General features: G+C 71.3%; 25 protein-coding genes. 10 read left to right on the top strand and 15 right to left on the bottom strand.

Translation table 11 applies throughout. The features are described from left to right. Nucleotides 1-11 precede the first annotated feature (11 nt). The 4 genes from G495_RS0102510 to G495_RS0102495 all read left to right on the top strand — a co-directional run bounded on the left by G495_RS0102510 (nt 12) and on the right by G495_RS0102495 (nt 3,182). Complete coding sequence (locus G495_RS0102510) at nt 12-635, top strand: Maf family protein (protein ID WP_051444980.1); 624 nt, start codon at nt 12-14, stop codon at nt 633-635. A 288-nt stretch (nt 636-923) separates the two neighbouring features. Beyond that, nucleotides 924-1,484 (top strand): GAF domain-containing protein, encoded by a 561-nt coding sequence (locus G495_RS0102505; RefSeq protein ID WP_028586519.1) that lies wholly within the window; start codon nt 924-926, stop codon nt 1,482-1,484. Between the two features lie 24 nt (nt 1,485-1,508). Then, nucleotides 1,509-2,528, top strand: coding sequence for a type I glyceraldehyde-3-phosphate dehydrogenase (gap, locus tag G495_RS0102500; protein WP_028586518.1), 1,020 nt, complete (start codon nt 1,509-1,511; stop codon nt 2,526-2,528). Between the two features lie 135 nt (nt 2,529-2,663). Then, entirely contained in the window at nt 2,664-3,182 is a 519-nt protein-coding gene (locus G495_RS0102495) for a phosphatidylglycerophosphatase A family protein (RefSeq protein WP_035250512.1), read from the top strand. A gap of 532 nt (nt 3,183-3,714) precedes the next feature. Here G495_RS0102495 and pal read toward each other — a convergent pair. The 14 genes from pal to G495_RS17190 form a co-directional block, all read right to left on the bottom strand. Continuing rightward, the gene (pal, locus tag G495_RS0102490) at nt 3,715-4,233 is read right to left on the bottom strand and encodes a peptidoglycan-associated lipoprotein Pal (RefSeq protein WP_028586516.1); all 519 of its coding nucleotides are present in this window, start codon (nt 4,231-4,233) and stop codon (nt 3,715-3,717) included. Between the two features lie 173 nt (nt 4,234-4,406). Continuing rightward, entirely contained in the window at nt 4,407-5,729 is a 1,323-nt protein-coding gene (locus G495_RS0102485) for a PD40 domain-containing protein (RefSeq protein WP_035250509.1), read from the bottom strand. A 2-nt stretch (nt 5,730-5,731) separates the two neighbouring features. Continuing rightward, on the bottom strand, nt 5,732-6,589 hold the full coding sequence (gene tolA / locus G495_RS22170; RefSeq protein WP_028586514.1) for a cell envelope integrity protein TolA: 858 nt from the start codon (nt 6,587-6,589) through the stop codon (nt 5,732-5,734). A gap of 37 nt (nt 6,590-6,626) precedes the next feature. Next, nucleotides 6,627-7,064, bottom strand: a complete 438-nt coding sequence (locus G495_RS17195; protein WP_035250507.1) for an ExbD/TolR family protein — start codon at nt 7,062-7,064, stop codon at nt 6,627-6,629. Between the two features lie 18 nt (nt 7,065-7,082). Further along, complete coding sequence (locus G495_RS0102470) at nt 7,083-7,781, bottom strand: MotA/TolQ/ExbB proton channel family protein (RefSeq protein WP_028586513.1); 699 nt, start codon at nt 7,779-7,781, stop codon at nt 7,083-7,085. Nucleotides 7,782-7,888: 107 nt separating this feature from the next. After that, nucleotides 7,889-8,644 (bottom strand): SIR2 family NAD-dependent protein deacylase, encoded by a 756-nt coding sequence (locus G495_RS0102465; RefSeq protein WP_028586512.1) that lies wholly within the window; start codon nt 8,642-8,644, stop codon nt 7,889-7,891. 12 nt (nt 8,645-8,656) lie between these two features. Continuing rightward, the gene (locus tag G495_RS0102460; RefSeq protein ID WP_028586511.1) at nt 8,657-9,310 is read right to left on the bottom strand and encodes a histidinol phosphate phosphatase domain-containing protein; all 654 of its coding nucleotides are present in this window, start codon (nt 9,308-9,310) and stop codon (nt 8,657-8,659) included. 37 nt (nt 9,311-9,347) lie between these two features. After that, nucleotides 9,348-9,851, bottom strand: a complete 504-nt coding sequence (locus G495_RS0102455) for a bifunctional nuclease family protein (RefSeq protein ID WP_028586510.1) — start codon at nt 9,849-9,851, stop codon at nt 9,348-9,350. Beyond that, nucleotides 9,845-11,272, bottom strand: a complete 1,428-nt coding sequence (locus tag G495_RS0102450) for a MiaB/RimO family radical SAM methylthiotransferase (protein ID WP_035250503.1) — start codon at nt 11,270-11,272, stop codon at nt 9,845-9,847. Before G495_RS0102450 ends, G495_RS0102455 begins: the two co-directional genes overlap by 7 nt. Beyond that, entirely contained in the window at nt 11,269-11,883 is a 615-nt protein-coding gene (locus G495_RS0102445) for an adenylyl-sulfate kinase (protein ID WP_028586508.1), read from the bottom strand. Before G495_RS0102445 ends, G495_RS0102450 begins: the two co-directional genes overlap by 4 nt. Further along, a complete protein-coding gene (locus tag G495_RS0102440) occupies nt 11,880-12,974 on the bottom strand; it encodes a phosphotransferase family protein (protein ID WP_028586507.1) in 1,095 nt (364 codons plus the stop codon). Before G495_RS0102440 ends, G495_RS0102445 begins: the two co-directional genes overlap by 4 nt. 54 nt (nt 12,975-13,028) lie before the next feature. Then, nucleotides 13,029-13,973, bottom strand: a complete 945-nt coding sequence (locus tag G495_RS0102435) for a carbohydrate kinase family protein (protein WP_028586506.1) — start codon at nt 13,971-13,973, stop codon at nt 13,029-13,031. Between the two features lie 23 nt (nt 13,974-13,996). After that, the gene (gene cutA / locus G495_RS0102430; RefSeq protein ID WP_028586505.1) at nt 13,997-14,332 is read right to left on the bottom strand and encodes a divalent-cation tolerance protein CutA; all 336 of its coding nucleotides are present in this window, start codon (nt 14,330-14,332) and stop codon (nt 13,997-13,999) included. 19 nt (nt 14,333-14,351) lie between these two features. Next, nucleotides 14,352-14,909 carry a hypothetical protein gene (locus G495_RS17190; RefSeq protein WP_035250500.1) on the bottom strand — a complete coding sequence of 186 codons (558 nt, stop codon included), beginning with the start codon at nt 14,907-14,909 and terminating at the stop codon, nt 14,352-14,354. Nucleotides 14,910-15,115: 206 nt separating this feature from the next. Here G495_RS17190 and upp point away from each other — a divergent pair, with 206 nt between their 5' ends. The 5 genes from upp to G495_RS0102395 all read left to right on the top strand — a co-directional run bounded on the left by upp (nt 15,116) and on the right by G495_RS0102395 (nt 20,537). Further along, nucleotides 15,116-15,742: a uracil phosphoribosyltransferase gene (upp, locus tag G495_RS0102415; RefSeq protein WP_028586504.1), complete on the top strand. Its 627-nt coding sequence runs from the start codon at nt 15,116-15,118 to the stop codon at nt 15,740-15,742. Between the two features lie 71 nt (nt 15,743-15,813). Next, nucleotides 15,814-17,052, top strand: a complete 1,239-nt coding sequence (locus G495_RS0102410) for a uracil-xanthine permease family protein (RefSeq protein WP_028586503.1) — start codon at nt 15,814-15,816, stop codon at nt 17,050-17,052. Nucleotides 17,053-17,072: 20 nt separating this feature from the next. Continuing rightward, nucleotides 17,073-18,059: an NAD-dependent epimerase/dehydratase family protein gene (locus tag G495_RS0102405; protein WP_028586502.1), complete on the top strand. Its 987-nt coding sequence runs from the start codon at nt 17,073-17,075 to the stop codon at nt 18,057-18,059. 27 nt (nt 18,060-18,086) lie between these two features. Beyond that, on the top strand, nt 18,087-18,596 hold the full coding sequence (locus G495_RS0102400; protein ID WP_028586501.1) for a hypothetical protein: 510 nt from the start codon (nt 18,087-18,089) through the stop codon (nt 18,594-18,596). Between the two features lie 75 nt (nt 18,597-18,671). Further along, nucleotides 18,672-20,537 (top strand): bifunctional homocysteine S-methyltransferase/methylenetetrahydrofolate reductase, encoded by a 1,866-nt coding sequence (locus G495_RS0102395; protein ID WP_051444977.1) that lies wholly within the window; start codon nt 18,672-18,674, stop codon nt 20,535-20,537. A 102-nt stretch (nt 20,538-20,639) separates the two neighbouring features. On the opposite strand, the gene G495_RS21985 is transcribed toward G495_RS0102395, so the two are convergent. Continuing rightward, nucleotides 20,640-21,752: an ATP-binding protein gene (locus G495_RS21985; RefSeq protein ID WP_028586499.1), complete on the bottom strand. Its 1,113-nt coding sequence runs from the start codon at nt 21,750-21,752 to the stop codon at nt 20,640-20,642. A 207-nt stretch (nt 21,753-21,959) separates the two neighbouring features. Here G495_RS21985 and G495_RS0102385 point away from each other — a divergent pair, with 207 nt between their 5' ends. Next, nucleotides 21,960-22,367: a hypothetical protein gene (locus tag G495_RS0102385; protein WP_028586498.1), complete on the top strand. Its 408-nt coding sequence runs from the start codon at nt 21,960-21,962 to the stop codon at nt 22,365-22,367. Nucleotides 22,368-22,423 lie beyond the last annotated feature (56 nt).

Genomic DNA, 22,423 nt, shown 5'->3' with positions numbered 1-22,423 from the left:
GGCAGCGCCCCATGACCTTCGCCCCGTCCACCCCCGGCGTCCTGGAAGCCGTCCAGCCCATCGTGCTGGCCTCGGGCTCCCCGCGCCGCAGCGAGATGCTTGCGGCCCTGGGGCTGGCCTTCACCGTGGCCCCCAGCCCGGAGCCCGAGCCCATGCCCCTGCCGGGCGAGGCCGCCGAGGCCTACGCCCTGCGCGCCGCCCGGGCCAAGGCCGCCGCCGTGGCCGCCCTGCACCCCCGGGCCGTGGTCATCGGCTCGGACACCGTGGTCGTGCTGGGCTCCGAGATCATGGGCAAGCCCTCGGGCCCCGACGAGGCCATGCTCATGCTCTCGCGGCTGGTGGGCGCGACGCACCGCGTGGTCTCGGGCTGCGCGGTGCACCACCCCGGCGGCGAGCCCGTGGCGTTCACCGTGTCCACCGAGGTGACCATGGGTCCGCAGCCCCTGGAAGTGCTCTTCGCCTACGTGGCCTCGGGCGAGCCCATGGACAAGGCCGGGGCCTACGCCATCCAGGGCCGGGGCGGCTTCCTGGTCGAGAGCATCCAGGGCTCGTACAACAACGTGGTCGGCCTGCCCCTGCACCGCCTGGTGGAAACCCTCTTCGCCATCCGCGCCGTGCGCGCGGCGGGGCTCTGAGGCCCGCCGCCGCGCGCGGCCAGCCTTTTCCGGAGCCAGCCCCGCTTCCCGCCCCTACCGCCCCGGTGGGCCCGGCCTCGGCCGCTGCGCCACTCTTCCACCCTGCGTCCGCCCCTCCCGGCCAGCGCGCCCCGTGCCCCCCCGCCTGCTCCTCCACTTTTCCCTTTGATTTTCCCTTTGAAACAGACGCGAAAGCGCGTACCGTCCACGGTAAGCTGTGACATGCATCGTCTCCCCGCCCGGCGGGCGGGGGGCTGGGCGTCGAACCCCGCAACAGGCAGGTGGAAGATGAGTACCGAACGGCTGTACAAAACGATCTACGGCATCGCCAAGGTCATCAACTCGACCCTCAACCCGTCCAAGGTCCTGGCCGGCATCGCCGAGCAGGCCACACGGGCCATGGACGCCAAAGGCTGCTTCATCCGCGTGCTGGACCGCAGCGGCACGATCCTTCTGCCCGACGCGTCCTACGGGCTGTCCGAGCGCTACGCGTCCAAGGGCCCGGTGGAGGTGGCCAAGAGCCTGCTGGACCAGGACGTGCTCCAGGGGCGCATGGTGACCATCGACGACGTGCGCACGGACCCGCGCTTCCAGTACGGCGCCCAGGCCGCCGAGGAGGGCCTCGTCTCGCTGGTGGTGGTGCCGCTGACGGCGCGCGGCGGCGCGGTGATCGGCGTGCTGCGCATCTACTCGGGCGCGCCGCGCACCTTCACCGCCGACGAACTGGACTTTTTGACCTGCATCGCCAACCTCTCGGGCATCGCCCTGGAGAACGCGCGCATGTACCACGCCCTCAAGCGCACCTCGGAGCTGGCCAACGCGTACGTCTACCAGACGTTCGAGGACTAACCGGCAAGTGCCCACGGAGGCCCCATGAGCAAAGTCAGAGTAGGCATCAACGGCTTTGGCCGCATCGGCAGGCAAGTCGTCAAGACCATCTGGAAATACCACCGCGACGCCATCGAGGTCGTGGCCGTCAACGACCTGTTCGACGTGAAGACCAACGCGCAGCTGCTGCGCCGCGACACGACCTACGGCGCCTTCCCCGCCGACGTGGCCGTGGACGGCGACACCATCACCATCGGCGGCGAGTTCTCCATCCGTAGCTACGCCGAGCGCGACCCGCGCAACATCCCCTGGGCCGAGCGCAAGGTGGACGTGGTCATCGAGTCCACGGGCATCTTCCGCACCGGGCCCACCGCCGCGCAGCACCTGGAGTCCGGCGCCAAGCGCGTGATCATCTCCGCCCCGGCCAAGGAGGAGGACATCACCCTGGTGCTGGGCGTCAACGAGCACCTCTACGACCCGGCCAAACACCGCATCGTGTCCAACGCCTCGTGCACCACCAACTGCCTGGCCCCGGCGGTGAAGGTCATCCACGAGGCCTTCGGCATCGAAAAGGGCGTGATGACCACGGTCCACTCCTACACCAACGACCAGCGCATCCTGGACCTGCCGCACAAGGACCTGCGCCGGGCGCGCGCCGCCGCGTGCAACATGATTCCCACCAGCACCGGCGCGGCCAAGGCCGTGGCCCTGGTGCTGCCCGAGATGAAGGGCCTCATCGACGGCTACTCCGTGCGCGTGCCCACGCCCACGGTGTCCCTGGTGGACTTCGTGGCCCTGCTCAAGAAGCCCACGACCACCGAGGAGCTGCGCGCCACCCTGCGCCAGGCCGCCGAGGGCCCGCTCAAGGGCATCCTGGCCTACTCCACCGAACCGCTGGTGTCGTCGGACCTCATCGGCGACCCGCATTCGGGCATCGTGGACGACGGGTTCACCCTGGTCCAGGGCGGCACCCTGGCCAAGACCTACGTGTGGTACGACAACGAATGGGGCTACTCCTGCCGCATCGCCGACCTCATCGCCCTGATGGCCAAGAAGGGCATCTAGCCGGACCCGCACGGGCGGCACCCACAGGGGCCGGGGCGGCGCGCGCCGCTCCGGCCCTTGCCTTTTGGCCGCGCGCCGCCTAGGCTGGCCCCGCCCCGCAACCCCGGCCCCGGGCCGCAAACCGCAGGACGGACCATGACCACGCACGCCACCGCCCCCAGCGCCACCGACCGCATGGCCACCGCCATCGCCACCCTGGGCCCCGTGGGGCAGCTGCCCAAGGCTCCGGGCACCTGGGGCTCCGCCGCCGCCGTTTTGCTGGCGCCCTTCCTGTTCCTGCCCTTTTCGCCGCTGGTGCGCGCGGCCATTCTGGCGGGGCTGTTCGTGCTGGGCGCCTGGGCCGCCGGGCGCGCCGAGGCCACCCTGGGCCGCAAGGACCCCGGCTGCGTGGTCATCGACGAGGTGCTCGGCCAGTGGCTGACCTTCCTGCCCTTCGCCATGCTGCCCGTGTGGCAGGTCTTCGCCGGGTTGCTCTTCTTCCGGCTGTTCGACATCGCCAAGCCCTTCCCCATCCGCCGCGCCGAAACCTGGCTGCCCGGAGGCTGGGGCGTGATGATCGACGACGCCGTGGCCGGTGTCTATGCAGCCTGCGCCCTGGGGCTGGCCCGCTGGGGCTACGTGGCCTTCGTGGCCGGGCACTCGGGCGGCATGTAAGCCGCCCCGGGCTTCGGGGCCGCGCCGGACGCCGCAGGCGCGAGGCGGCCCTGGCCGCCACCGACAACGCCCGCGCCCTCACCGCGCCGCGCCGCGCCCTTCCCGCGCCCCGCGCCCGGAGGCGGGACAGCCCCCCGTCCCGAGCGGGAACACGCGCCCCCCTGCCCAGCCCCGGCCCAAGCCGCCCGGCGGACAGCGGCGCGCCGCCTGCCCTGGCTCGCGCCCCGGCGCCCCTGCCGGGCGCGCCCAAAGGTTCCGGCGCCACGGGGCGGGCCCGCCCCGTGGAGCCAAAGCGCCCACGCTGAACGCGCCCCCCCGTTCCGGACGCAAGCGTTCCCCCTGTTTCCGGCTGCACAACCCTTTTCCCGCCGGGAAAGGATTCCCGCCCCCTGGCCCGGCCTTCGCCCGGCCCTACCCCTGGCCAGCCCGGCGCGCCCCCTGCCCTCGGCGCGCAACCTCCCTCCGGTGCGCAAAAAAAAAGCGCCGCGCGGTTGCCCGCGCGGCGCCACAGCTCCCAGGGAGCGGACCGGCCTTACTTGAAGACCTTGAACTCGTCGCGGCGGTTCTTGGCCCAGGCGGCCTCGCCGGAACCCTCGACAGCGGGCTTCTCTTCGCCGAAGGAGACGATCTTCAGGCGGGAGGAAGGCACGCCGAGAACAACCAGGTACTCGTAGGCGGCGCGGGCGCGGCGCTCACCCAGGGCCAGGTTGTACTCCTCGGTGCCGCGCTCGTCGCAGTGGCCTTCGATGAGCATCTTCCAGTCCGCGTACTTCTTCAGGATTTCGGCCTTGGACTTCAGCACTTCCTTGCTGTCGTCCTTGAGGTCGAACTTGTCGAAGTCGAAGTAGATCTTGTTGGCGGTCAGAGCGTCAAAAGCCTTCTGAGCCTCGGCGTCCAGAGCAGAGCTGTCGACCATGGTCGGCTCGGCGGGATCGGGAGTCGAGAACGCCAGCGGCTGCTCGGCGGCGTCTTTCTGGGTCTTGGCGCAACCGGAAACCACGAACATCATGGCCAGAATCATGGCCATGCCAACCAGGAATCTCGTACGCATTGCATCCTCCTCGAAAACTGTTACTTGGGATGTAAAATTATGCCGCCCCTCGGTCATGAACGCCGGAGCTGTCCAGCGGTTCCAACCAGCCCAACACACTACATTGCCCCGAAGAGGAAATCAATAGGATACCAAACCTTTTTTAAGGCCCGGTTCCCTAGGGCGTTTTCAGTTTACTCTATCCTCAGGCCGAAGGCGGGGTGGGTGGCCGCGCCCTTGCCCGTCTCGAGCATCCTCGGCTCGTCGCCGTGGCGGGTGGTCAGGTAGAGCCTGTAGGTCCCGCTGCGGTTGGAGGAAAAGACCACGAAGTACCCGTCGGGCGAGAAGCAGGGCTCCTCGTCGTTGCCGGGGCCGAACGTCAGCTGCCGCTCGCGCATGGTCTGGATGTCGGACACGAAGATGCGGTGCCCGGAGTCGGTGCGCCGCGAGTAGACCACCATCCGCCCGTCGGGCGAGATGCTCGGGCTGGTGTTGTACTTGCCTTCGAAGGTCACGCGCTCTTCGCGCCCGGTCTGCAGGTCCTTGACGAAGATCTGCGGGTTGCCCTGGCGGTCGGAGGTGAAGGCCATGAGCCGCCCCTCGGAGTCGAAGCTCGGGGACACGTCGATGGCCCAGTGGGAGACCAGGGTGTCGCCCACGCGCGTCAGGTCGCGGCTCATCTTGAAGATGTCCATGTTGCCGCGGGTCATGGCCACGGCCAGGGTGCCGTCGGGCATGAAGTCCATGCCGCCGATGGTCGTGCCGGGCACCTTGGTCTCGAAGATGCGGTTGTTCTGCGAGTCCCACACCGCCAGAGTGTGCTGCCAGACGCTGTGGTGGGCGAAGGCCAGGTAGCGCCCGTCCACGGACCAGGCCGGGCTGCTGCTGGCGCCACCCAGGAAGGAGACCTGGCGCATGTCGCGGCCCTGGGGCGTCATGACCCATATCTCGCGCTTCTGGCCCTCGCGGCGCGAGAAGGCCAGCCGCGAGCGGAAGAACTCGCCGCGCCCGGTGAGCGCCTCCATGAAATGCGAGCAGAACAGGTCGGCCACGCGGGTCAGGCCTTCGGCGTCCACGCGCAGGTAGGCCTTGCCGATGACCAGCCGCCCCGAGGACGCCTCGTACACGCGGCATTCCAGGCGCGACCCTTCGGCCCCGGGCTGCCACCCGGTGGTCATGATCAGGTCCACCTTGGAGATCTGGAAGCGGCGCATGTCCAGGTCGTCGCGCGTCACGCCGGGCATGCGCGTGCCGCCGAGGATTTCGGCGTCGCCCACCAGGTGCAGGAAGGGCAGAAAGCCCAGGTTCTCGCGCACCAGGGCCGCGAAGCGCGCGGCCTCCTGGGGCACGGCCGGGGCCGGGGCCAGGGGCAGCGGCTCGGCAAATGCCATGTTGACCTTGCCCTGGCCGGGCCCGAAGATGTCGATGGACAGCGCCGCGCCCTGGGCCGGAGCGGGCGCGCCCGCCACGGCGGCGGCAAGAAGCAGCATGATGGTCGCAAGAGCTCGTCGCAGCATGGTTATCGCATGTCCTGAAGGTTGAAGTTGATGCGCATTTCGCGGACGCTCCCGGGCGGGGCAGGCAGTTGTTCCGTCTCCTGCACGGCCTTGAGCACCGACTCGTCGAAATCCGGGCGCCCCGAACGCGCGGCCAGCACGGCCTCGGTGATGCGGCCCTGCTCGTCCACGCGCAAGAACACGTTGGCGATGAGCGCCTGCTTGACCGGGATGTTCGGGAAGCGCCAGTTGCTCTTGATGATCTCCCGGACCCTGGCGGCGTAGATGGCCTCCAGGCCCATGGGCACGCCGTCGTCGTCCTCGCCGCCCGCGCCGGTGCCGTCGCCGGGCTCGCTGGTGTCGGCGGCGTCCTGCTCGGCGACCATCTTGGCGATGTCGGCCAGGGCGCTCTTTTCCAGGTTCTGCTTGCTGTTGGCCTCGGCCTTGGCCTTGGCCTGGGCCTCGCGCTTGGCGTCGGCCAGGGCCTCGGCCAGCATCTGCTCCTTGGTCTTTTCCGGCGGCTTGGGCTTGGGCTCGGGCTTTTTCACCTCGGGCGCGAGCTTGGCCGGGGCCTGCTCGGGCTTGGGCTTGGGCTCCTCGGCCTTGGCGGCGATGGGCTTGGCCTCGGGCTTGGGCTCGGGGGCCGGGGGCTTGGGCGCCGGGGCCGCGGGCGGGGTCACGTCCACGGTCTTCTTGGCGGCGGGCGCCGGGGCGGCCTTGGCGGGCGCGCCCTTGAGCGGTTTGAGGTTCACCAGGTCCACCTGGTACACGGGCACGCCCAGGTCGATATGCATGGCGCTGGGCACGGACAGGACCGTCGCCGCAAGCAGGACGCCGCCATGCATCAGCAGGGAGATGAGCCAGAAGTATATGGGTCGCATCGCACGAGGGTGCGCTCCGCCGGGGGGCGGGGCGCGGCTATTTTTTCCCGCCGCGGGCGGGGGCAGGTGCGTCGGCGGGGTCGGCGACCACGCCCATCTGGTCGATGCCCGCCGACTTGATCTCGCCCATGACGGCGACCACCGTGCCGTAGGGGACCTCGCGGTCGGCGCGCAGGTAGAGAAACTTGCGCTCCGCAGCCACCAGGCGCTTCAGGTGCCCCTCCAGCTCGCCCGCAGGCACGGCGTATTCATCCAGGAACACGCTGCCGTCGCGGCGGATGGTAAGCACCATATGGTCCTTGTCCTGGGGCAGGGTGCTGACGGTCTTGGTCTGGGGCAGCTCCACCTCCAGGCCCTGGGTCATCAGCGGGGCGGTGACCATGAAGATGATGAGCAGCACGAGCATCACGTCCACGAAGGGCGTGACGTTGATCTCGGCCATGAACCCGTTTCTGCTGCCGGAACTCATTCCCATGACGGGGCTCCTTGCGGGCTACTCGCCCCTGGCCGGGGCGGACATCTCGCGCTGCACGGTGTTCATGAACGCCCCGGCGAAACCGTTGAGCTCGGTCTCGATGCCCGAGAGCATGCCCAGGAAGGAGTTGTAGGCGATGGACGCGGGGATGGCCACGCCCAGGCCCACGGCGGTGGCGATGAGCGCCTCGGAGATGCCCGGGGCAACGGCGGCCAGGGCGGCGGTCTTCATGCTGGCGATGGAGTGGAAGGAGTGCATGATGCCCCACACCGTGCCGAACAGCCCGATGAACGGCGCCGAGCTGCCGCAGGTGGCCAGAAAGGCCAGGGAGCGGGTCAGCTCCTTCATCTGCGCACCCACGCCCTGGCGCAGGGCGCGGTCGAGGTTGCCCATGACCACCTTCATGGACGCGGTGTGCAGCAGGCCGGACTGGTCGAGCCGGCGCAGCTCGTTCACGGCCATGGTGCCCGCGCGGTACAGCGGCGAGGAGCGGTGCGAGGCCAGCACGCGCATGCCCTCGTCCAGGGTCCGCGCGCCCTGGAAGGCCAGCAGGTCCTGGGCGGCGGTCTTGCGGGCCGCCGAGAGGGCGAAGAACTTGTACAGGATCATGCTCCAGCTCGTCACGGACATGACAACGAGCAGCGCGAGCACGAATTTCACGGTCAGCGTCGCACCGGCCAGCATGGCCATAATTCCCATCTGAGGCATCGTTTCCATGATCGTCCAACCCCTTGTCTCAGGCCGCGCCATGGCGGCAGTCGGGTTTCGGGAGTGTCATTGCAGCTTCGCGCAGGGAAGGTCCCCCGCGCTTCCAGGGGGGCATATCAGCATTTTACGAGTTCATAAAGCAGTGGAAGAGCCCTTTCGGCGGGGGCGTCCAGCCGGATGTCGGACAGCTCCGCGTAGGCCGTGGGCCCGAGGTTGACCTCCACCACCGCCCCGCCCGCGCGCTTGACCCGCCAGGGGATGGCGCTGGCCGGGGCCACATCGCCCGAGGTGCCCACTATCAGCACAAGGTCGGCTCCGTCCAGCAGCGCGTCGCTGCCGCGCACGGCGGCCTCGGGGATGGCCTCGCCGAAAAAGACCACCGCCGGGCGCACCAGCCCGCCGCAGGCGCAGCGCATGGGCAGGTCGGCGGGGGCCAGCGCGTGGTAGCGCGCGTGGTCGTGGGGCTGGCCGCAGCGGTGGCAGTGCCAGGCCGCCGCGCTGCCGTGGAACTCCACCACCCGGCGCGAGCCCGCGCGCTGGTGCAGGCCGTCGATGTTCTGGGTCACCACCCCGGCCAGCAGCCCGTCGGCCTCCAGGGCCGCCAGGGCCAGGTGGGCCGGGTTGGGCGCGGCGCGGTGGAACATGCGCGCGGCGTCGAGCAGAAATTCCCACACCCCGCGCGGGTTGGCCGCCAGGGCCTGCACCGAGGCCACGGCCATGGGGTCGAAGCGCGACCACAGCCCGCCGGGGCTGCGGAAGTCCGGGATGCCGCTGGGCACGGACACGCCCGCCCCCGTGAAGGCCACGGCCCGGCGCGCCCCGCGCACCAGCGCCGCCGCGCGGGCGCACTGCTCCTGCCAGTCCTGCGTCATGGCCTGCTGCCCTCAGCGGGCGATGAGCCGCTGGATGATGGCCCGCGAATTGGCCTCGGCCCGCAGGAGCTCCTCCGGCGAGAGCCCGGCGCCCAGGCCCACCACCCGGCGCCGCTCGGCAGACACCAGGTCGCCCGGCTCGTGGGCGTCGTTGTTGATGACCAGGGCCGCGCCGTGAGCCCGGGCCATGGCCGCCACGTGGCCGTTGGCCAGGCTGTGGCCCTTGCGGGTGGTGATCTCCAGGGCCACCCCGCGCGCGGCGGCCAGGGCGGCCTCCTCGGGGGTGATGAGCCCCGGGTGGGCCAGCACGTCGGCCCCGGCCTCGATGGCCGCAAGGTTCGTGCCGCGCTCCACGGGCTCCACGGGCGTCTCGCCGTGCACAACCACCAGCTGCGCACCCAGCTCGCGCGCCCGGGCCACCAGGGACGCGATGAGCGCCGGGGGCACGTGGGTCAGCTCCACCCCGCAGAACAGGTCGATGCCCGCGTAGGGCGAATACAGTTCCGTGACCCGGCGCACGCCGCTGACGATGGCCTCGATGTTGGAGTGGTCGGCGTGGTCGGTCATGGCCAGGGCCGCGTAGCCCGCCACCCGGGCGCGCCGGGCCAGCTCCGCCGGGATAAGCACGCCGTCGGAAAAGGTGGTGTGCGTGTGCAGGTCGATCATATGCGCGAAGCCCCCCGCGCCCTGGCCAGCCAGGGCGCTACATCTTGTACTTGGTGTCGTTGGCCGAGAATTTTTCCAGCAGCTCGTTCCACTTGGCGGCCTCCTCGGTCTTGAGCACGGGGCTGGCCCCGGCGGCGGAGGCCGCCGCATCGCGGGCCACGTCATCGAGCACGGCCTGGGCCACGAAGATGGGGCATTTGGCGCGCAGGGCCAGGGCCACGGCGTCCGAGGGCCGGGCGTCCAGGCGATGCAGCCGCCCGCCCTGGTCCAGCTCCACCTCGGCGTAGTAGGTTCCGGCATCCAGCCGCGTGACCTCCACCCGACTCACCGTGGCCCCCAGCAGCCCGGCCAGGGTCAGCAGCAGGTCGTGGGTCATGGGCCGGGGCAGGGACACGTTGTTGAGCACCAGGGAAATGGCCATGGCCTCCATGGCCCCGATCCAGATGGGCAGGGTCTGCTCCTCGCGCGTGTCCTTGAGCACCAGCACCGGCACGTTGGAGGCTTCGTCCAGGGCCAGCCCGTACACGTTCATTTCTACCATGGCTCTCCCACCGCCTCTCCCCGCAGGGAATGCTTCTTGGCCTGCACGACCTTCACGTCCAGGAGCCTTCCGGCGCGGCCGGAGCCGCCCCCCAGGGGCACGTTGACCACGCGCCCGCCCTCGTCGCGCCCGCGCCAGGCCACGGGGCCGCGCCCGTCCTGGCGGCGGCTCTCGGCTTCGAGCAGCACCACCGCGCGCTCGCCCACCCGGGCGGCCAGGGCCCGGGCCGTCAGTTCCTCCTGAAGCGCCTGGAGCCGCGCCAGGCGGTCCAGCTTCTCGGCCTGGGCGATCTTGTGCGCCATGTCCACCGAGCGCGTGCCGGGCCGGTCGGAGTACGCGAAGGAGAAGCTCGACTCGTAGCCCACGGCGCGCATGGCTTCCAGGGTCTGCCGGAAATCGTCCTCGGTTTCGCCCGGGAAGCCGACCATGAGGTCGGTGGTCAGGGCGATGCCGGGCCGGGCGGCGCGCAGGGCCGCCACCAGGTCCAGGTAGCGGCGCATGTCGTAGCCGCGCCCCATGGCAGCAAGTACCCTATCCGAACCGGCCTGAAGGGGCAAATGCAGCGCGGGGCAGAGCTGCGGCAGGGTTCCGAAGGCCTCGACGACCTCCGGGGCCAGGTCCTTGGGGTGCGAAGTTGTGAAGCGCACCCGGGTCACGCCGTCCACGGCGCAGACCTGGCGCAGCAGCGCGGCGAAGCCCGTGCCGTCGCCGTGGCGGTCCAGCCCGTAGCTGTTGACGTTCTGCCCCAGCAGCGTCATCTCGCGCACCCCGCGCAGGGCCAGGGCGCGGACCTCGGCCAGCACGTCCGCCGCCGGGCGCGACTTCTGCCGCCCGCGCACGTAGGGCACGATGCAGTAGGCGCAGAAGTTGTCGCAGCCCTGCATGATGCTCACGAAGGCCTGCCCGGGCCGGGCCAGGGCCGCGTCTCCGGTTTCGGGCTGCACGGCTCCCTGCTCCCCCCCGGCTCCGGGCTCCCCGGCCAGCGCGGGCAGGTGCAGAGCCCGGGGCAGGAAGGCGGACTCGAAGTCCAGCAGGGCCAGGGGCCCGGGCTCGGCGCCCGAGGCCAGGGCGTCCAGGGCGCGGGGCACGCGCGCGGTCTGGTCCGTGCCGAAAACCAGGCGCACCAGGGGGTAGCGCTCGAAAAACCCGCGCCCCACCTGCTGGGCCACGCAGCCGCCCACAGCGAAAAACCGCCCCGGCACGTCGGCCCCCAGGCGCGACAGGCGGCCCAGCAGGTCGTACACCTTGCGCTCGGGCTTCTCGCGCACCGAGCAGGTGTTGACCAGCACCACCCGCGCGCGGTCCTCGGGGGCGCGGGTCCAGCCGTGGGCGCCCAGGGCGCGGCCCAGCCAGTCCGAGTCGTGGGCGTTCATCTGGCAGCCGAAGGTCAGGATATGAAAGGTCTTGTTTTCCGGATTCATGGGCTCGCTTCGGCGCCCGTGGCGCCGTCCAGCCAGCCGCGCAGCCAGGTCAGCGCGCGGCGGCGGGTTTCATCCTTGGGGATGTCATCGTTGGTGATGGCCAGCTCGGCGCGCGGGTCTTCCTCGAAGGGCACGTCCACGCCGACGACCTCGCCCAGGCCCGGGAACTGGCGCCCCGTCTCGCGGCGCTCCAGGGCCTTGGCGTACAGCCCGGCCATGACCAGCCCCTCGGGCCGCCGCGCCTCGCGGGCCATGGCCGTTTCCAGCCGGCAGCGCACATGGACCTCGGCGAAGCGCGCGATGAGCGACCGGGCGTACTCCCGGAAGGCCACGCGATACGCCGCGCCGTCCATGAGCACCCCGCGCCCGGCGGCGGCCAGGGCGGCGGCCTCCTCGGCGAACAGGCGGTAGGCCTCTTCGCGCTCGGCGGCGCTGTACTGCGGCTGCGGGAAATAGGCCTTGCGCCGGGCGTCCATCTGCAGCAGCACCACGTCGCGGCCCTCGTCGGCCAGGGCCTGGGCCAGCCCGCGCGCCAGGGCCGACTTGCCCGACCCCGGCAGCCCCACGACCCACACGGCCCAGCCAGCCCCGCCGGGCTTGCCGCTGCTCACCGCAGGTAGTGGTTGAAGTCCATGTAGTTGAACCTCCCGTCCTCCAGCACGTTCTCCACGAAGCGCAAAAGCGCGGCGCGGACCTCGGGCGTGTGGCGTGGGTACCACTGCGGCGAGGCGACCACAAGCCCCCGGAACACATAGAACGGCGCCACCACCTCCATGGCCTGGGTGTCGCCCGTGGCTTCGAGCCAGGACTGCCACAGGGCGGTATACAGCTCCAGGAACGGCCCTTCCAGCCGGGGCCGCCCGCCCAGCAGGCCGAACAGCGCGTAGTTGAGGGTCATGGTCGCCACGTCCCCGGCGGGCTCGCCCCACACGCCGCGGCTGCGGTCCAGCACGCGGAAGTCGAAGCGGCCCGCGTCGTCGCGCGTCACCAGCACGTTCCAGGGGTGAAAGTCGCCGTGGACCTCGGCCAGGCGGTGGGTGTAGCCGCGCAGCTTCCAGCGCCAGTCCACCAGCCGCCTCTCCAGGGCCTTGAAGCGTTCGGGCGGGAAGGCCGCGTAGGGGTGCGGGTAGCCGTCCACGATGCCGTAGATGCACTCGCAGTCGCCGATGAGGTTGCGCACGTGGCGGATGTAGCGGTCGGGGTCGTCCTGGCGCACGGCATGCACCCGCGCCAGCCAGCGCCCGAACTCGCGCGCCAGCTCCAGATCGTACTCCGTCAGGCCGTGCTCGCCGATGCGCTCCAGCTCCAGGAAATAGTCCGACCCCGGGAGCATCTCGTTGACGATGAAGAACTCGCGGGCCGCGCGCACGGGCACCAGCCGCCCCGAGGCGTTGACGTAGCCCATGCCCAGGGGCCGGGCGTGGCGTTCCATGCGCGCGCCGGTCTCATACTGGAAGATGGCCACCCGGGCGCGGTCCCAGTAGTCCTGGTGGCCGTAGCGGTCACCGCGCATGAGCGAGAACACGGCCTCGCCCACCTTGCCCGCGCGCTCCCAGCGCACCAGCACCGGGCGGCCATAGCCGAAGTCCTTGATGCCCTGCTCGTCCAGCGACCCCACGGCGCCCAGGGCCGTGACCCGCACCTGGCCGCCCAGGGCCTCGCCCAGGTAGCGTTCCACGCTCTCGCGCGTCAGCTCGATCATCGTCGGCCTCCTTGTGCAGTTTGGCCGACCCGGCGCCCCGGGCGCCCGCAGGCGTCAGCGCGCCGGGGCCGGGCCGAAGTGGCGCTCGTACACGGCCCAGAACTCGTCCTGGGTGAAGGCGTGCTCCTGGGTGCCCAGGTTCTCCACGGCCCATTTGGCGCACACGGCGCCCAGGCGCGCGGCCTCGGGCAGGGCCAGCCCCAGGGCCAGGCCCTTGAGCAGCCCGGCGCGGAAGGCGTCGCCCGCGCCCGTGGGATCCACCACCCGGGCCACCGGCACGGCGGGCACCTCGGTGACCGTGCCGTCCGCCGCGTGGATGCGCGCGCCCTGCTCGCCCAGGGTGGTGATGACGCTGCCGGCCATGCCCAGCAGCTCGGCCAGGGACCGGCCCGTGGCCTTCATGATCATCTCCAGCTCGTAGTCGTTGGAGACCAGGGCCATGGCCCCGTCGATGCACCCAGCCATGGCCTCGCCGGACAGGGCGGTGATGTTCTGCCCGGGGTCGAAGATGTAGGGGATGCCCTTGCCCTTGTAGAGCGCGGGCAGGGCCACCATGTCTTCGAGGTTGCCCGGGGAGACGATGGCCAGGGCGCGGGCCGGGTCCACCCCGGCGGCATCGAAGCCGCAGCGCGTGCCCATGGCCCCGGGGTTGAAGCAGGTGATCTGGTTGTCGGCCTGGTCGGTGGTGATGTGGCAGTTGGCCGTCAGTTCGCCGGGCACGCGGCAGACGCCCGACAGGTCCAGCCCCAGAGCCGTCAGGCGCTCCTGGTAGCGGTCAAAGTCCTTGCCTGCGGCGGAGAGGATGCGCGGGTGCTCGCCGAGCAGGGCCAGGTTGTAGGCGATGTTGCCCGCCGTGCCGCCGAAGCGCTCGGTCAGCCCGTTGCCCACGAAGCAGACGTTGAGGATGTGGATTTTGTCGGCCAGGATATGGTCGGCGAACCTGCCGGGAAAGCTCATGATGCGGTCGAAGGCCAGGGAGCCGGAGACGAGGATGTGCATGGGCAGGGGATCTCCTTTCGGGATTATGCGGTCGTGTCGGGCCGGGTCTGCTCGCGGATCCAGTCCAGGAACGGGGCGCTGCCTCCGGCCAGGGGCAGGGCCACAATGCAGGGAACGTCGTAGGAATGGGCCTGGCGCACGGCCAGGATCAGTTCGTCCAGGCGGTCGGCCCAGGTCTTGGCGATGAAGGCCGTCTCGCCCTCGTCGTGGACGGTGCCCTGCCAGGAATAGATGGACCGGACGGACCCCAGGACGTTGACGCAGGCCGCCAGGCGCCGCTGCACCAGCAGGCGGCCGATGCGCGCGGCCTCGTCGGCGTCCGCCGCCGTCATGTAGACGATGAGGGCTCCCGTGTCCATGGCCGCGCCCTGCCCCGGCCTACTTGGGGCACACCGGCGCGGCGCCCGCCGGAAGGCCGAAAAGGTAATCGACGATGAGGGCCTTCTCTGCGGAGTCCACCTGGGCCCCGCGCATCATCATGCGCGTCACCGTCACGTCCCAGGCGTCCTTGCCCTTGCCGCGCAGGTTGCGGCAGATGCGCACCGTGTCGTGGCAGCGGGTGCAGCGGCTCATGACCAGGGTCGGGCCGTCGTGGGCCTCGGGCGGGGCGGCCTGCTCCGGGGCCGGGCACACGGGCGGGCTGCCCGGCTCCAGGGCCGCCAGCCAGTCCACCAGGATGCGCTTTTCGTCCACGTCCAGGCGCGCGCCGCCCCGGTGCATCTCGTTGACCACCCAGTCCCAGCCGCCGCGGTCGAGCTTGCCGAGCTTGGCGCAGGCCAGCTCCGTGCCGTGGCAGGCCGTGCAGCGCTCCTGGAGCAGGGCCGCGCCGTCCTGCGCGGCCATGGCCAGGGCCAGGGACAGGAACAAACCCAGAGGCAGCGCCAGGGCCAGGGCGGCCCCCGCGCGCCGGATGCGTTTTGCAGACAGCATGGCCATGCACACCTCCCGCGCCGCAGGCCCGGCGCAAGCCCGAGAATAGCAGGCCCGGCGGCAAAAGCAAACCGCTTTCGCCGGACGCGGCGGGCCGCCCTGGCCCCGCGCCGCGCGCCAAAAGGGTTGACCTCGGGTCGCCAACGGAGTTAGGCGGTTGTGGATTTGCCCCGGTTCCGTCACCGCCGCACCCTTCATCAAACGGAGACACCATGCCCCTGCACGTCGTGGACCACCCGCTGGTTCGGCACAAGCTCGGCCTGCTGCGCCAGGACGGGCTGTCCACCAAGGACTTCCGCCAGCTCGCCAACGAGGTCGCCCGCCTGCTGACCTACGAGGCCACCAAGGACCTGAAGACCGAGAAGAAAACCGTCAAAGGCTGGGCGGGCGACGTGGTGGTGGACAACATCGAGGGCAAGACCCTGACCGTGGTGCCCATCCTGCGCGCCGGGCTGGGCATGCTCGACGGCGTGCTGGACATGGTGCCCGGCGCCAAGACCAGCGTGGTCGGCTTCTACCGCAACGAGGAAACTTTGAAACCCGTGCAGTACTACGTGAAGCTGGCCAACCAGATCGACAAGCGCATGGCGCTGATCCTGGACCCCATGCTGGCCACGGGCGGCACGCTCATCGCCACCATCGACCTGCTCAAGAAGGCCGGGTGCAAGTCCATCCGGGGGCTGTTCCTGGTGGCGGCGCCCGAGGGCCTGCGCCGCCTGGAAGCGGCCCACCCCGACGTGGACGTCTACACGGCGGCGGTGGACGAGCGCCTGAACGAGGTCGGCTACATCCTGCCCGGCCTGGGCGACGCGGGCGACAAGATCTTCGGCACCAAGTAGCACACGGCGGGGCTTGCCCCGCCTTTTTTGAATCCGAGTCCTGAACCCTTTTGCAAGGAGAGGCGACGGCCATGGCCACAAGCGACTATTCGTTCCGGCTCAAGGACAGCCTGCTTGGCGCGCAGATGCTCTTCGTGGCCTTCGGGGCCCTGGTGCTCGTGCCCCTGCTCACGGGGCTGGACCCCAACGTGGCCCTGTTCACCGCCGGGGCGGGCACCCTGCTCTTCCAGGCCATCACCCGGGGCAAGGTGCCGGTGTTCCTGGCCTCGTCCTTCGCCTTCATCGCGCCCATCATCTACGGCGTGCAGACCTGGGGCATCCCGGCGACCATGAGCGGGCTGGCGGCGGCGGGGCTGTTCTACGTTGCCCTGGCCGCGCTGGTGAAGGCGCGCGGCGCGGGCATCCTGCACCGCGTGCTGCCGCCGGTGGTCACCGGGCCGGTGATCATGGTCATCGGCCTCATCCTGGCCAAGGTCGCCGTGTTCATGGCCGTGGGCAAGACCGGCGACGGCTCGGCGGAGCTGTTCCCGCGCGAGATCGCGCTGACGGTGGCCCTGGCCGCCCTGGCGACGACCATCCTGGCGTCCCTGCTGGGCAAGGGCTTCCTGCGGCTGGTGCCCATCCTGTGCGGCATCGCGGCGGGCTACGCCGTGAGCCTGGCCATGGGCATCGTGCGTTTCGACGCCGTGGGCGCCGCCCCGTGGCTGGCCATGCCCGCCTTCACCCTGCCCGAGCTGAACTGGGAGGCCATCCTGTTCATCGTGCCCGTGGCCATCGCCCCGGCCATCGAGCACTTCGGCGACGTGCTGGCCATCGGCTCGGTCACCGGGCGCGACTACGTGAAGGACCCCGGCATCCACCGCACCATGCTGGGCGACGGGCTGGCCACGACCCTGGCCTCCTGCCTGGGCGGCCCGCCCAACACGACCTATTCCGAAGTCACCGGCGCCGTGGCCCTGACCCGGGTCTTCAACCCCGGCGTGATGACCTGGGCGGCCATCACGGCCATCGCCCTGGCCTTCGTGGGCAAGCTCGGCGCGCTGCTGGGCACCATCCCCACCCCGGTCATGGGCGGCATCATGATCCTGCTCTTCGGCGCCATCACCGTGGTGGGCATCAACACCCTGGTGCGCGCGGGCGAGGATCTCATGCAGCCGCGCAACCTGGCCATCGTGGCCGTGATCCTGGTCTTCGGCATCGGCGGCATGAGCTTCAACATCGGTGAAGTGACCCTGGCGGGCATCGGCCTGGCGGGCATCGTCGGCGTGGTGCTGAACCTGGTCCTGCCCATGCAGCGGGCCGCGAAGTAGCCGCGCGCGGCGGAGGCGCAATGGACTTCTACAAGGGCAAGGCGGTGCTCGTCACCGGCGGGTGCGGCTTCATCGGCTCCAACCTGGCCATCCGGCTGGTGCGCGCCGGGGCCCGGGTGACCATCGTCGATTCCATGTTCGAGGCCTACGGCGGCAACCTGCACAACATCGCCCCCGTGGCGCACGACGTGCGCCTGAACATCTCCGACGTGCGCGACCAGGTCTCCCTGCGCCACCTCGTGCGCGATCAGGAGGTCATCTTCAACCTCGCCGGGCAGGTCAGCCACATCGACTCCATGCTCGACCCGGTGACGGACCTGGAGATCAACGCCAAGGCCCAGCTCGGGGTGCTGGAGGCCTGCCGCCACGTCAACCCGGCCGCCCGCGTGGTGCTGACCAGCACCCGCCAGATCTACGGCCGCCCGCGCTACATGCCCGTGGACGAAAACCACCCCCTGGACCCCGTGGACGTGAACGGCATCAACTGCATCGCCGGGGAATGGTACCACCTGCTCTACCACCGCGTGTACGGCATTCCGGCCACGGTGCTGCGCCTGACCAACACCTACGGCCCGCGCCAGCTGCTGCGCCACAACCGCCAGGGCTTCCTGGGCTGGTTCATCCGCCTGGTGCTTGAGGGCCGCGAGATCCAGATCTTCGGCGACGGCGCCCAGCGCCGCGACATGAACTACGTGGACGACGTGGTGGACGCCATCCTGCTGGCTGGCGCGCGCGACGAGGCCGTGGGCGAGGTCTACAACCTCGCGGGCGACGAGCCCGTGAGCCTCAAGGACCTCACCGAGCGCATGATCCGCATCGCGGGCCGCGGCTCCTACCGGCTGGTGCCCTGGCCCGAAGAGAAAAAGCGCATCGACATCGGCGACTTCTACGGCGACGCCACCAAGATCGGCCTCGCCCTGGGCTGGAAGCCCCGGGTGGGCATCGACCAGGGCCTGGCCGCGACCTTCGACTACTACCGCGACTGCCTGGACAAGTACGTGGACTGAGCGGGCCGCGCCCGCCACGGAGGAAACATGCGCCCCTGCCCCCCGGCCCCGGTCCGGGCCCCGCTGCTGATTCTGGTCCTGGCCCTGGCGGCGGCCCTGCTCCTGGCGGGCTGCACGTCCACCAAGCGCTTCTTCGGCACCCTGACCGAGGGCTTCGGCTCCGGCGAGGCGCCCCCGGCCATGGGCGGCGTGGCGGGGGCGGAGCGCGCGGCCTGGCTCGGGCCCCTGGCGCCCCTGGCCGAGGACTCGGACCTCGCGGAAATGCAGGAGGCCTTCGACGAGCTGCCCAGCGGCCTGTCGCGGCGCTGGAGCAACTTCGACACCCAGGTCAAATGGGAGGTCGTGGCCCGGGGCGCCGAGGCCACGGCCCCGGGCAAGCGCCGCACCCTGCTCGCCCGCGCGACCCCCGAGGGCGGGGCGCCCGTGGAGGCGCCCCTGGCCGCCCGCTTCGAGGACGAGGGCCGCTGGCTGCCCGACGCCTCCGGCCCCGCGCCGGGCAAGGACGCGGACCAGACCCCGCCCCCCGGCGGCGACTAGCGCCCGCCCGCCGCAGCGTTGACAGCCCCGCTCCGCGCAGCCACACTGGGCGCAACCCAAGGAGCGCCACCGTCCATGTCCCCAAGCATATCCCTGATCGACGCCCTGGCCGCGCGCACGGTGCTGGCCGACGGCGCCATGGGCTCGCGGCTGCACGAGAAGGGCGTGGCCGCCGGGGCCTGCTTCGACGCCCTGAACCTGACCCGGCCCGAGCTGGTGGCCGAGGTCCACGCCGAATACCTGGCCGCCGGGGCCGAGGTCATCGAGACCAACACCTTCGGGGCCAACGCCTTCAAGCTGGCGGGCTTCGCCCTGGCGGACAAGGCCCGGGAGATCAACCTGCGCGGCGCGGCCCTGGCCCGGGCCCAGGCGGGCGCCCGGGCCCTGGTGGCCGGGTCCATGGGCCCGCCCGGACGCATGGAGCAGCGCCCGGACCCCGGGGCCCTGGCCGCGGCCTATGCGGCCCAGGCCGCGGCCCTGGCCGAAGGCGGGGCCGACCTGCTGCTGCTGGAAACCTTCGCCGACCTGGAGACCCTGCTCACGGCCCTGGCCGCCGCCAAGGGCGCCTGCGCCCTGCCGGTCATCGCCCAGCTCGTGCTTCCGGCCCAGGGCGGGGCCCTGGCCGCGCCGGGGGCGGCGGCGGCCCTGCGCGCCCTGGCCGCCGCCGGAGCCGATGCGGCGGGCTTCAACTGCGGCGCCGGGCCGCACAAGGCCCTGGAGCTGGTGCGCGGGCTGGGGCCCCTGCCCGTGCCCCTGACCCTGTTCCCCAACGCGGGCTACCCCGAGCGCGCGGGCGACCGCCTGCTCTACGACAGCTCGCCGGAATATTTCGCCCAGGCCCTGCTGGAATGCGCGGGCCACGGGGCACGCCTTGTGGGCGGCTGCTGCGGCACGGGCCCCGCGCACATCGCGGCCCTGCGCCGCCTGCTGGACGCCCAGGGCGACCCCGCCCGCGCGGCGCGCGCCACCGGGCCCACCTTCGCCGCCGCCCAGCCCCAGGCCGCCCCGGCGGACCCCGGCGCCAGCCCCGCCCTGCCCCCCAGCCGCCTGGGTCAGGCCCTGGGGCGGCGCAAGCTGGTGCTGGTGGAGCTGGACCCGCCCCGGCACCTGGACACCGCCCCGGCCATGCAGGCCGCCCGCGCCCTGGCCCAGGCCGGGGTGGACGCCATCACCGTGGCCGAGAACCCGCTGGCCGCGCCGCGCCTGTCGGGCGTGGCCCTGGCGGGCATGATCCACCGCGCCACGGGCGCGCAGACGGTGGTCCACCTCACGGGGCGCGACCGCAACCTGGTGGGCATGCAGTCCACCCTCATGGGCCTGGCGGCCCAGGGGCTGACCAACGTTTTGGCCGTCACCGGCGACCCGCCGCCCCAGGGCACCGACGACGCCGTGACTGGCGTGTTCGACCTGCGCTCCTTCGAGCTGATCGCCCTGCTGGCGCGCTTCAACCGGGGCGAGAACCACGCCGGGGAGCCCCTGCGCCTGCGGCCCAACTTCACCATCGGCGCGGCCTTCAACCCCAACACGCGCAACCCGGCCCTGCAGGTGCAGCGCGCGCGGCGCAAGATCGACAACGGCGCGCAGTTCCTGCTGACCCAGCCGGTCTACACCCGCGAGGCCGCCGAGCGCTGCGCCGAGCTGACTGCCGGGCTCGGGGTGCCGGTGCTGCTGGGGGTCATGCCCCTGGTCAGCGCGCGCAACGCCGAGTTCCTGCACAACGAATTCCCGGGTATCTCCATCCCCGCAGCCATCCGCGAGCGCATGCGCCGCGCCGGGGACCAGGGCGCCCGCGAGGGCACGGACATCGCCTGGGAGCTGCTGGAACACGCCTGGGGGCTCTTCGCCGGGGTCTACCTCATCCCGCCCTTCAACCGCCACGCCCTGGCCCTGGAGCTGACCGCGCGCCTGCGCGCGGCGGGGCTGTGGCAGCCCGGGGACTGATCGCGCGAACCCTCCCAGGCGGCCCGCAAAACACGGCGGGCGGCGCGCCATCCCGGCACGCCGCCCGCAAAAATTCCCTGCGGCGGTCCCGCCGCCGCCCGGCTACCCGTGGCCGGGCAGGCTTACCGTCAGAATCGTGCCCTGTTCCGGCCCCGCGCCCTGCGTGTCCATTGCGTCCGCCCCGGCCGGCGTGCCCAGGGTCACGTCGCCGCCCATGGCCCGGGCCATGACTCGTGCCGCGTAGGCCCCCAGGCCCGTGCCGTCCGGCTTGCCGTGGGTGGCGAAGCGCTCGAAGAACCGCTCGCGCATCGCCTCGGGCACCAGGCCCTGGTTGTGGATTTCCAGCGCGCACCGCCCGCAGCCGCCCGCCAGGCGCACCGTGACCGCCCCGCCCTCGGGCCCGGCCTCCAGGGCGTTGCGCAGCAAATTGGCCAGCAGGCTCCGGCACAGGCGCCACGACCCTGCGGCCAGCAGCCTGTGGCCCCCCGGGTCTGGCCGGCCGCCGTCCCAGGCCAGGGGGCGGCCCTCCAGCTCCACCCGCAGCCCCAAGCCCCGCGCCTGCGCAAGGCCGCGCAGCTCGGCCCACACGTCGGCCACAAGGGCCAGCATGTCCACGGGCTCGGGCTGATGGCGGTACTCCCCGGCCTCGATCATGGCCAGGGCCAGGGAGCCGTCGATGTCGTCCACGAGCCTGCGCGCCGTGTGCATCATGCAGCGCAGCAGTTCCTCGTGCTCCCGGGCCAGGGCGTCCGCCGCCAGGATGGCCTCGGCGGCGCTGACGATGCCTGCCAGGGGCGAGCGCAGCTCGTGCAGCACCAGGCACCCCGGCCCGCCCTCCAGCAGGGTGTTGACCTGCACGAGCATGGCCGTGCAGGCCTCCTCGTCGGGCGCGGCATCGCCATGGGCCGCACAGTGTTTGCGCAGGTTCTCGACGATGCTCCTGAACAGCGCGGGATGGCGGGTCACCGTCCGGGACATGGTCTCAGAAATCCTGCCGTTCATGGCCAACAGCAGGTCAGGGTCCTCGCCCAGCTCGCAGGCCAAGGCCACGACCTTTTTTTCGGACAGGGCGCCCGGCTCACCCCGCTCGATCTTGCTCAGATACGAGTGGTGCACCCGGATGCGGTCCGCCACCTTGCGGATGGAAAACCGCGGGTCGCCCTGGAGCAACGTCTCGCGCCGCGTACGAATGTATTCACCGAAGAGTTTTCCCATTAGGTACCATTCATCGTCATCCCATTTTCTCCCGGTTTTTCATGACTATTTTGGCTACGGTATAGTAGCCACAAGAATGCTGACAAGGGCAAAGCCCCGTGAAAACGCATGGGAAGCCCGCCCGGGCGCGTTGCCTGGAACGATGTTTTCATGTACCCCGGAGTTGCCCGGGATATCGAAAAAACTTTGCCCGGGAGGACGGCGGCAATGATCTCCAAGGACGCCCTCATCGCCTGGCTCGACATCCAGGGACTGCTCACGGCCGACGTGGAACTCGACGTCCACGACTGCTTCGACGCCGCCCTGCGGGCCGCGCAGGCGGTGCCGCGCCGGGCCCCGGGCCGGAGCCTGCCCTGGCCCCTGCGCCGGGGCGGGGCCTTTCTCGACGCCTGCCGCCACCTGGACGCCCTGGGGGCCCGGGGCGGGTTGGAAACCGCCGAGGCCGTGGTCGCCCTGCACATCCTGCGCGCCACGGACAAAACCCTGCACCAGGAGATTTCCCGCCTGGAGCGCCGCCTGCGGGGCGGGCGGCCCCTGCCCGGCGCCCTGCCCGCCACGGCCCGCGACTACCTGGCCACCACGGCGGAAAATTTCACGACCCTGGTGGCCGGATAGCGGCCCGCACGACAAAAAAATACAAGGCCGCCCGCAGCGCCAAGGGGCGCGGCGGA

This window comes from Desulfocurvus vexinensis DSM 17965, assembly GCF_000519125.1.
Lineage (GTDB): Bacteria > Desulfobacterota > Desulfovibrionia > Desulfovibrionales > Desulfovibrionaceae > Desulfocurvus > Desulfocurvus vexinensis.
The sequence above is the reverse complement of the archived record's forward strand: the minus strand, read 5'-3'. Positions and strand labels throughout refer to the sequence as shown.

Coding starts and splice junctions, on each gene's coding strand:
- G495_RS0102510 (WP_051444980.1), top strand. CDS start 12: ATGACCTTCGCCCCGTCCACCCCCGGCGTCCTGGAAGCCGTCCAGCCC.
- G495_RS0102505 (WP_028586519.1), top strand. CDS start 924: ATGAGTACCGAACGGCTGTACAAAACGATCTACGGCATCGCCAAGGTC.
- gap (WP_028586518.1), top strand. CDS start 1,509: ATGAGCAAAGTCAGAGTAGGCATCAACGGCTTTGGCCGCATCGGCAGG.
- G495_RS0102495 (WP_035250512.1), top strand. CDS start 2,664: ATGACCACGCACGCCACCGCCCCCAGCGCCACCGACCGCATGGCCACC.
- pal (WP_028586516.1), bottom strand. CDS start 4,233: ATGCGTACGAGATTCCTGGTTGGCATGGCCATGATTCTGGCCATGATG.
- G495_RS0102485 (WP_035250509.1), bottom strand. CDS start 5,729: ATGCTGCGACGAGCTCTTGCGACCATCATGCTGCTTCTTGCCGCCGCC.
- tolA (WP_028586514.1), bottom strand. CDS start 6,589: ATGCGACCCATATACTTCTGGCTCATCTCCCTGCTGATGCATGGCGGC.
- G495_RS17195 (WP_035250507.1), bottom strand. CDS start 7,064: ATGGGAATGAGTTCCGGCAGCAGAAACGGGTTCATGGCCGAGATCAAC.
- G495_RS0102470 (WP_028586513.1), bottom strand. CDS start 7,781: ATGGAAACGATGCCTCAGATGGGAATTATGGCCATGCTGGCCGGTGCG.
- G495_RS0102465 (WP_028586512.1), bottom strand. CDS start 8,644: ATGACGCAGGACTGGCAGGAGCAGTGCGCCCGCGCGGCGGCGCTGGTG.
- G495_RS0102460 (WP_028586511.1), bottom strand. CDS start 9,310: ATGATCGACCTGCACACGCACACCACCTTTTCCGACGGCGTGCTTATC.
- G495_RS0102455 (WP_028586510.1), bottom strand. CDS start 9,851: ATGGTAGAAATGAACGTGTACGGGCTGGCCCTGGACGAAGCCTCCAAC.
- G495_RS0102450 (WP_035250503.1), bottom strand. CDS start 11,272: ATGAATCCGGAAAACAAGACCTTTCATATCCTGACCTTCGGCTGCCAG.
- G495_RS0102440 (WP_028586507.1), bottom strand. CDS start 12,974: ATGATCGAGCTGACGCGCGAGAGCGTGGAACGCTACCTGGGCGAGGCC.
- G495_RS0102435 (WP_028586506.1), bottom strand. CDS start 13,973: ATGCACATCCTCGTCTCCGGCTCCCTGGCCTTCGACCGCATCATGAGC.
- cutA (WP_028586505.1), bottom strand. CDS start 14,332: ATGGACACGGGAGCCCTCATCGTCTACATGACGGCGGCGGACGCCGAC.
- G495_RS17190 (WP_035250500.1), bottom strand. CDS start 14,909: ATGGCCATGCTGTCTGCAAAACGCATCCGGCGCGCGGGGGCCGCCCTG.
- upp (WP_028586504.1), top strand. CDS start 15,116: ATGCCCCTGCACGTCGTGGACCACCCGCTGGTTCGGCACAAGCTCGGC.
- G495_RS0102410 (WP_028586503.1), top strand. CDS start 15,814: ATGGCCACAAGCGACTATTCGTTCCGGCTCAAGGACAGCCTGCTTGGC.
- G495_RS0102405 (WP_028586502.1), top strand. CDS start 17,073: ATGGACTTCTACAAGGGCAAGGCGGTGCTCGTCACCGGCGGGTGCGGC.
- G495_RS0102400 (WP_028586501.1), top strand. CDS start 18,087: ATGCGCCCCTGCCCCCCGGCCCCGGTCCGGGCCCCGCTGCTGATTCTG.
- G495_RS0102395 (WP_051444977.1), top strand. CDS start 18,672: ATGTCCCCAAGCATATCCCTGATCGACGCCCTGGCCGCGCGCACGGTG.
- G495_RS21985 (WP_028586499.1), bottom strand. CDS start 21,752: ATGGGAAAACTCTTCGGTGAATACATTCGTACGCGGCGCGAGACGTTG.
- G495_RS0102385 (WP_028586498.1), top strand. CDS start 21,960: ATGATCTCCAAGGACGCCCTCATCGCCTGGCTCGACATCCAGGGACTG.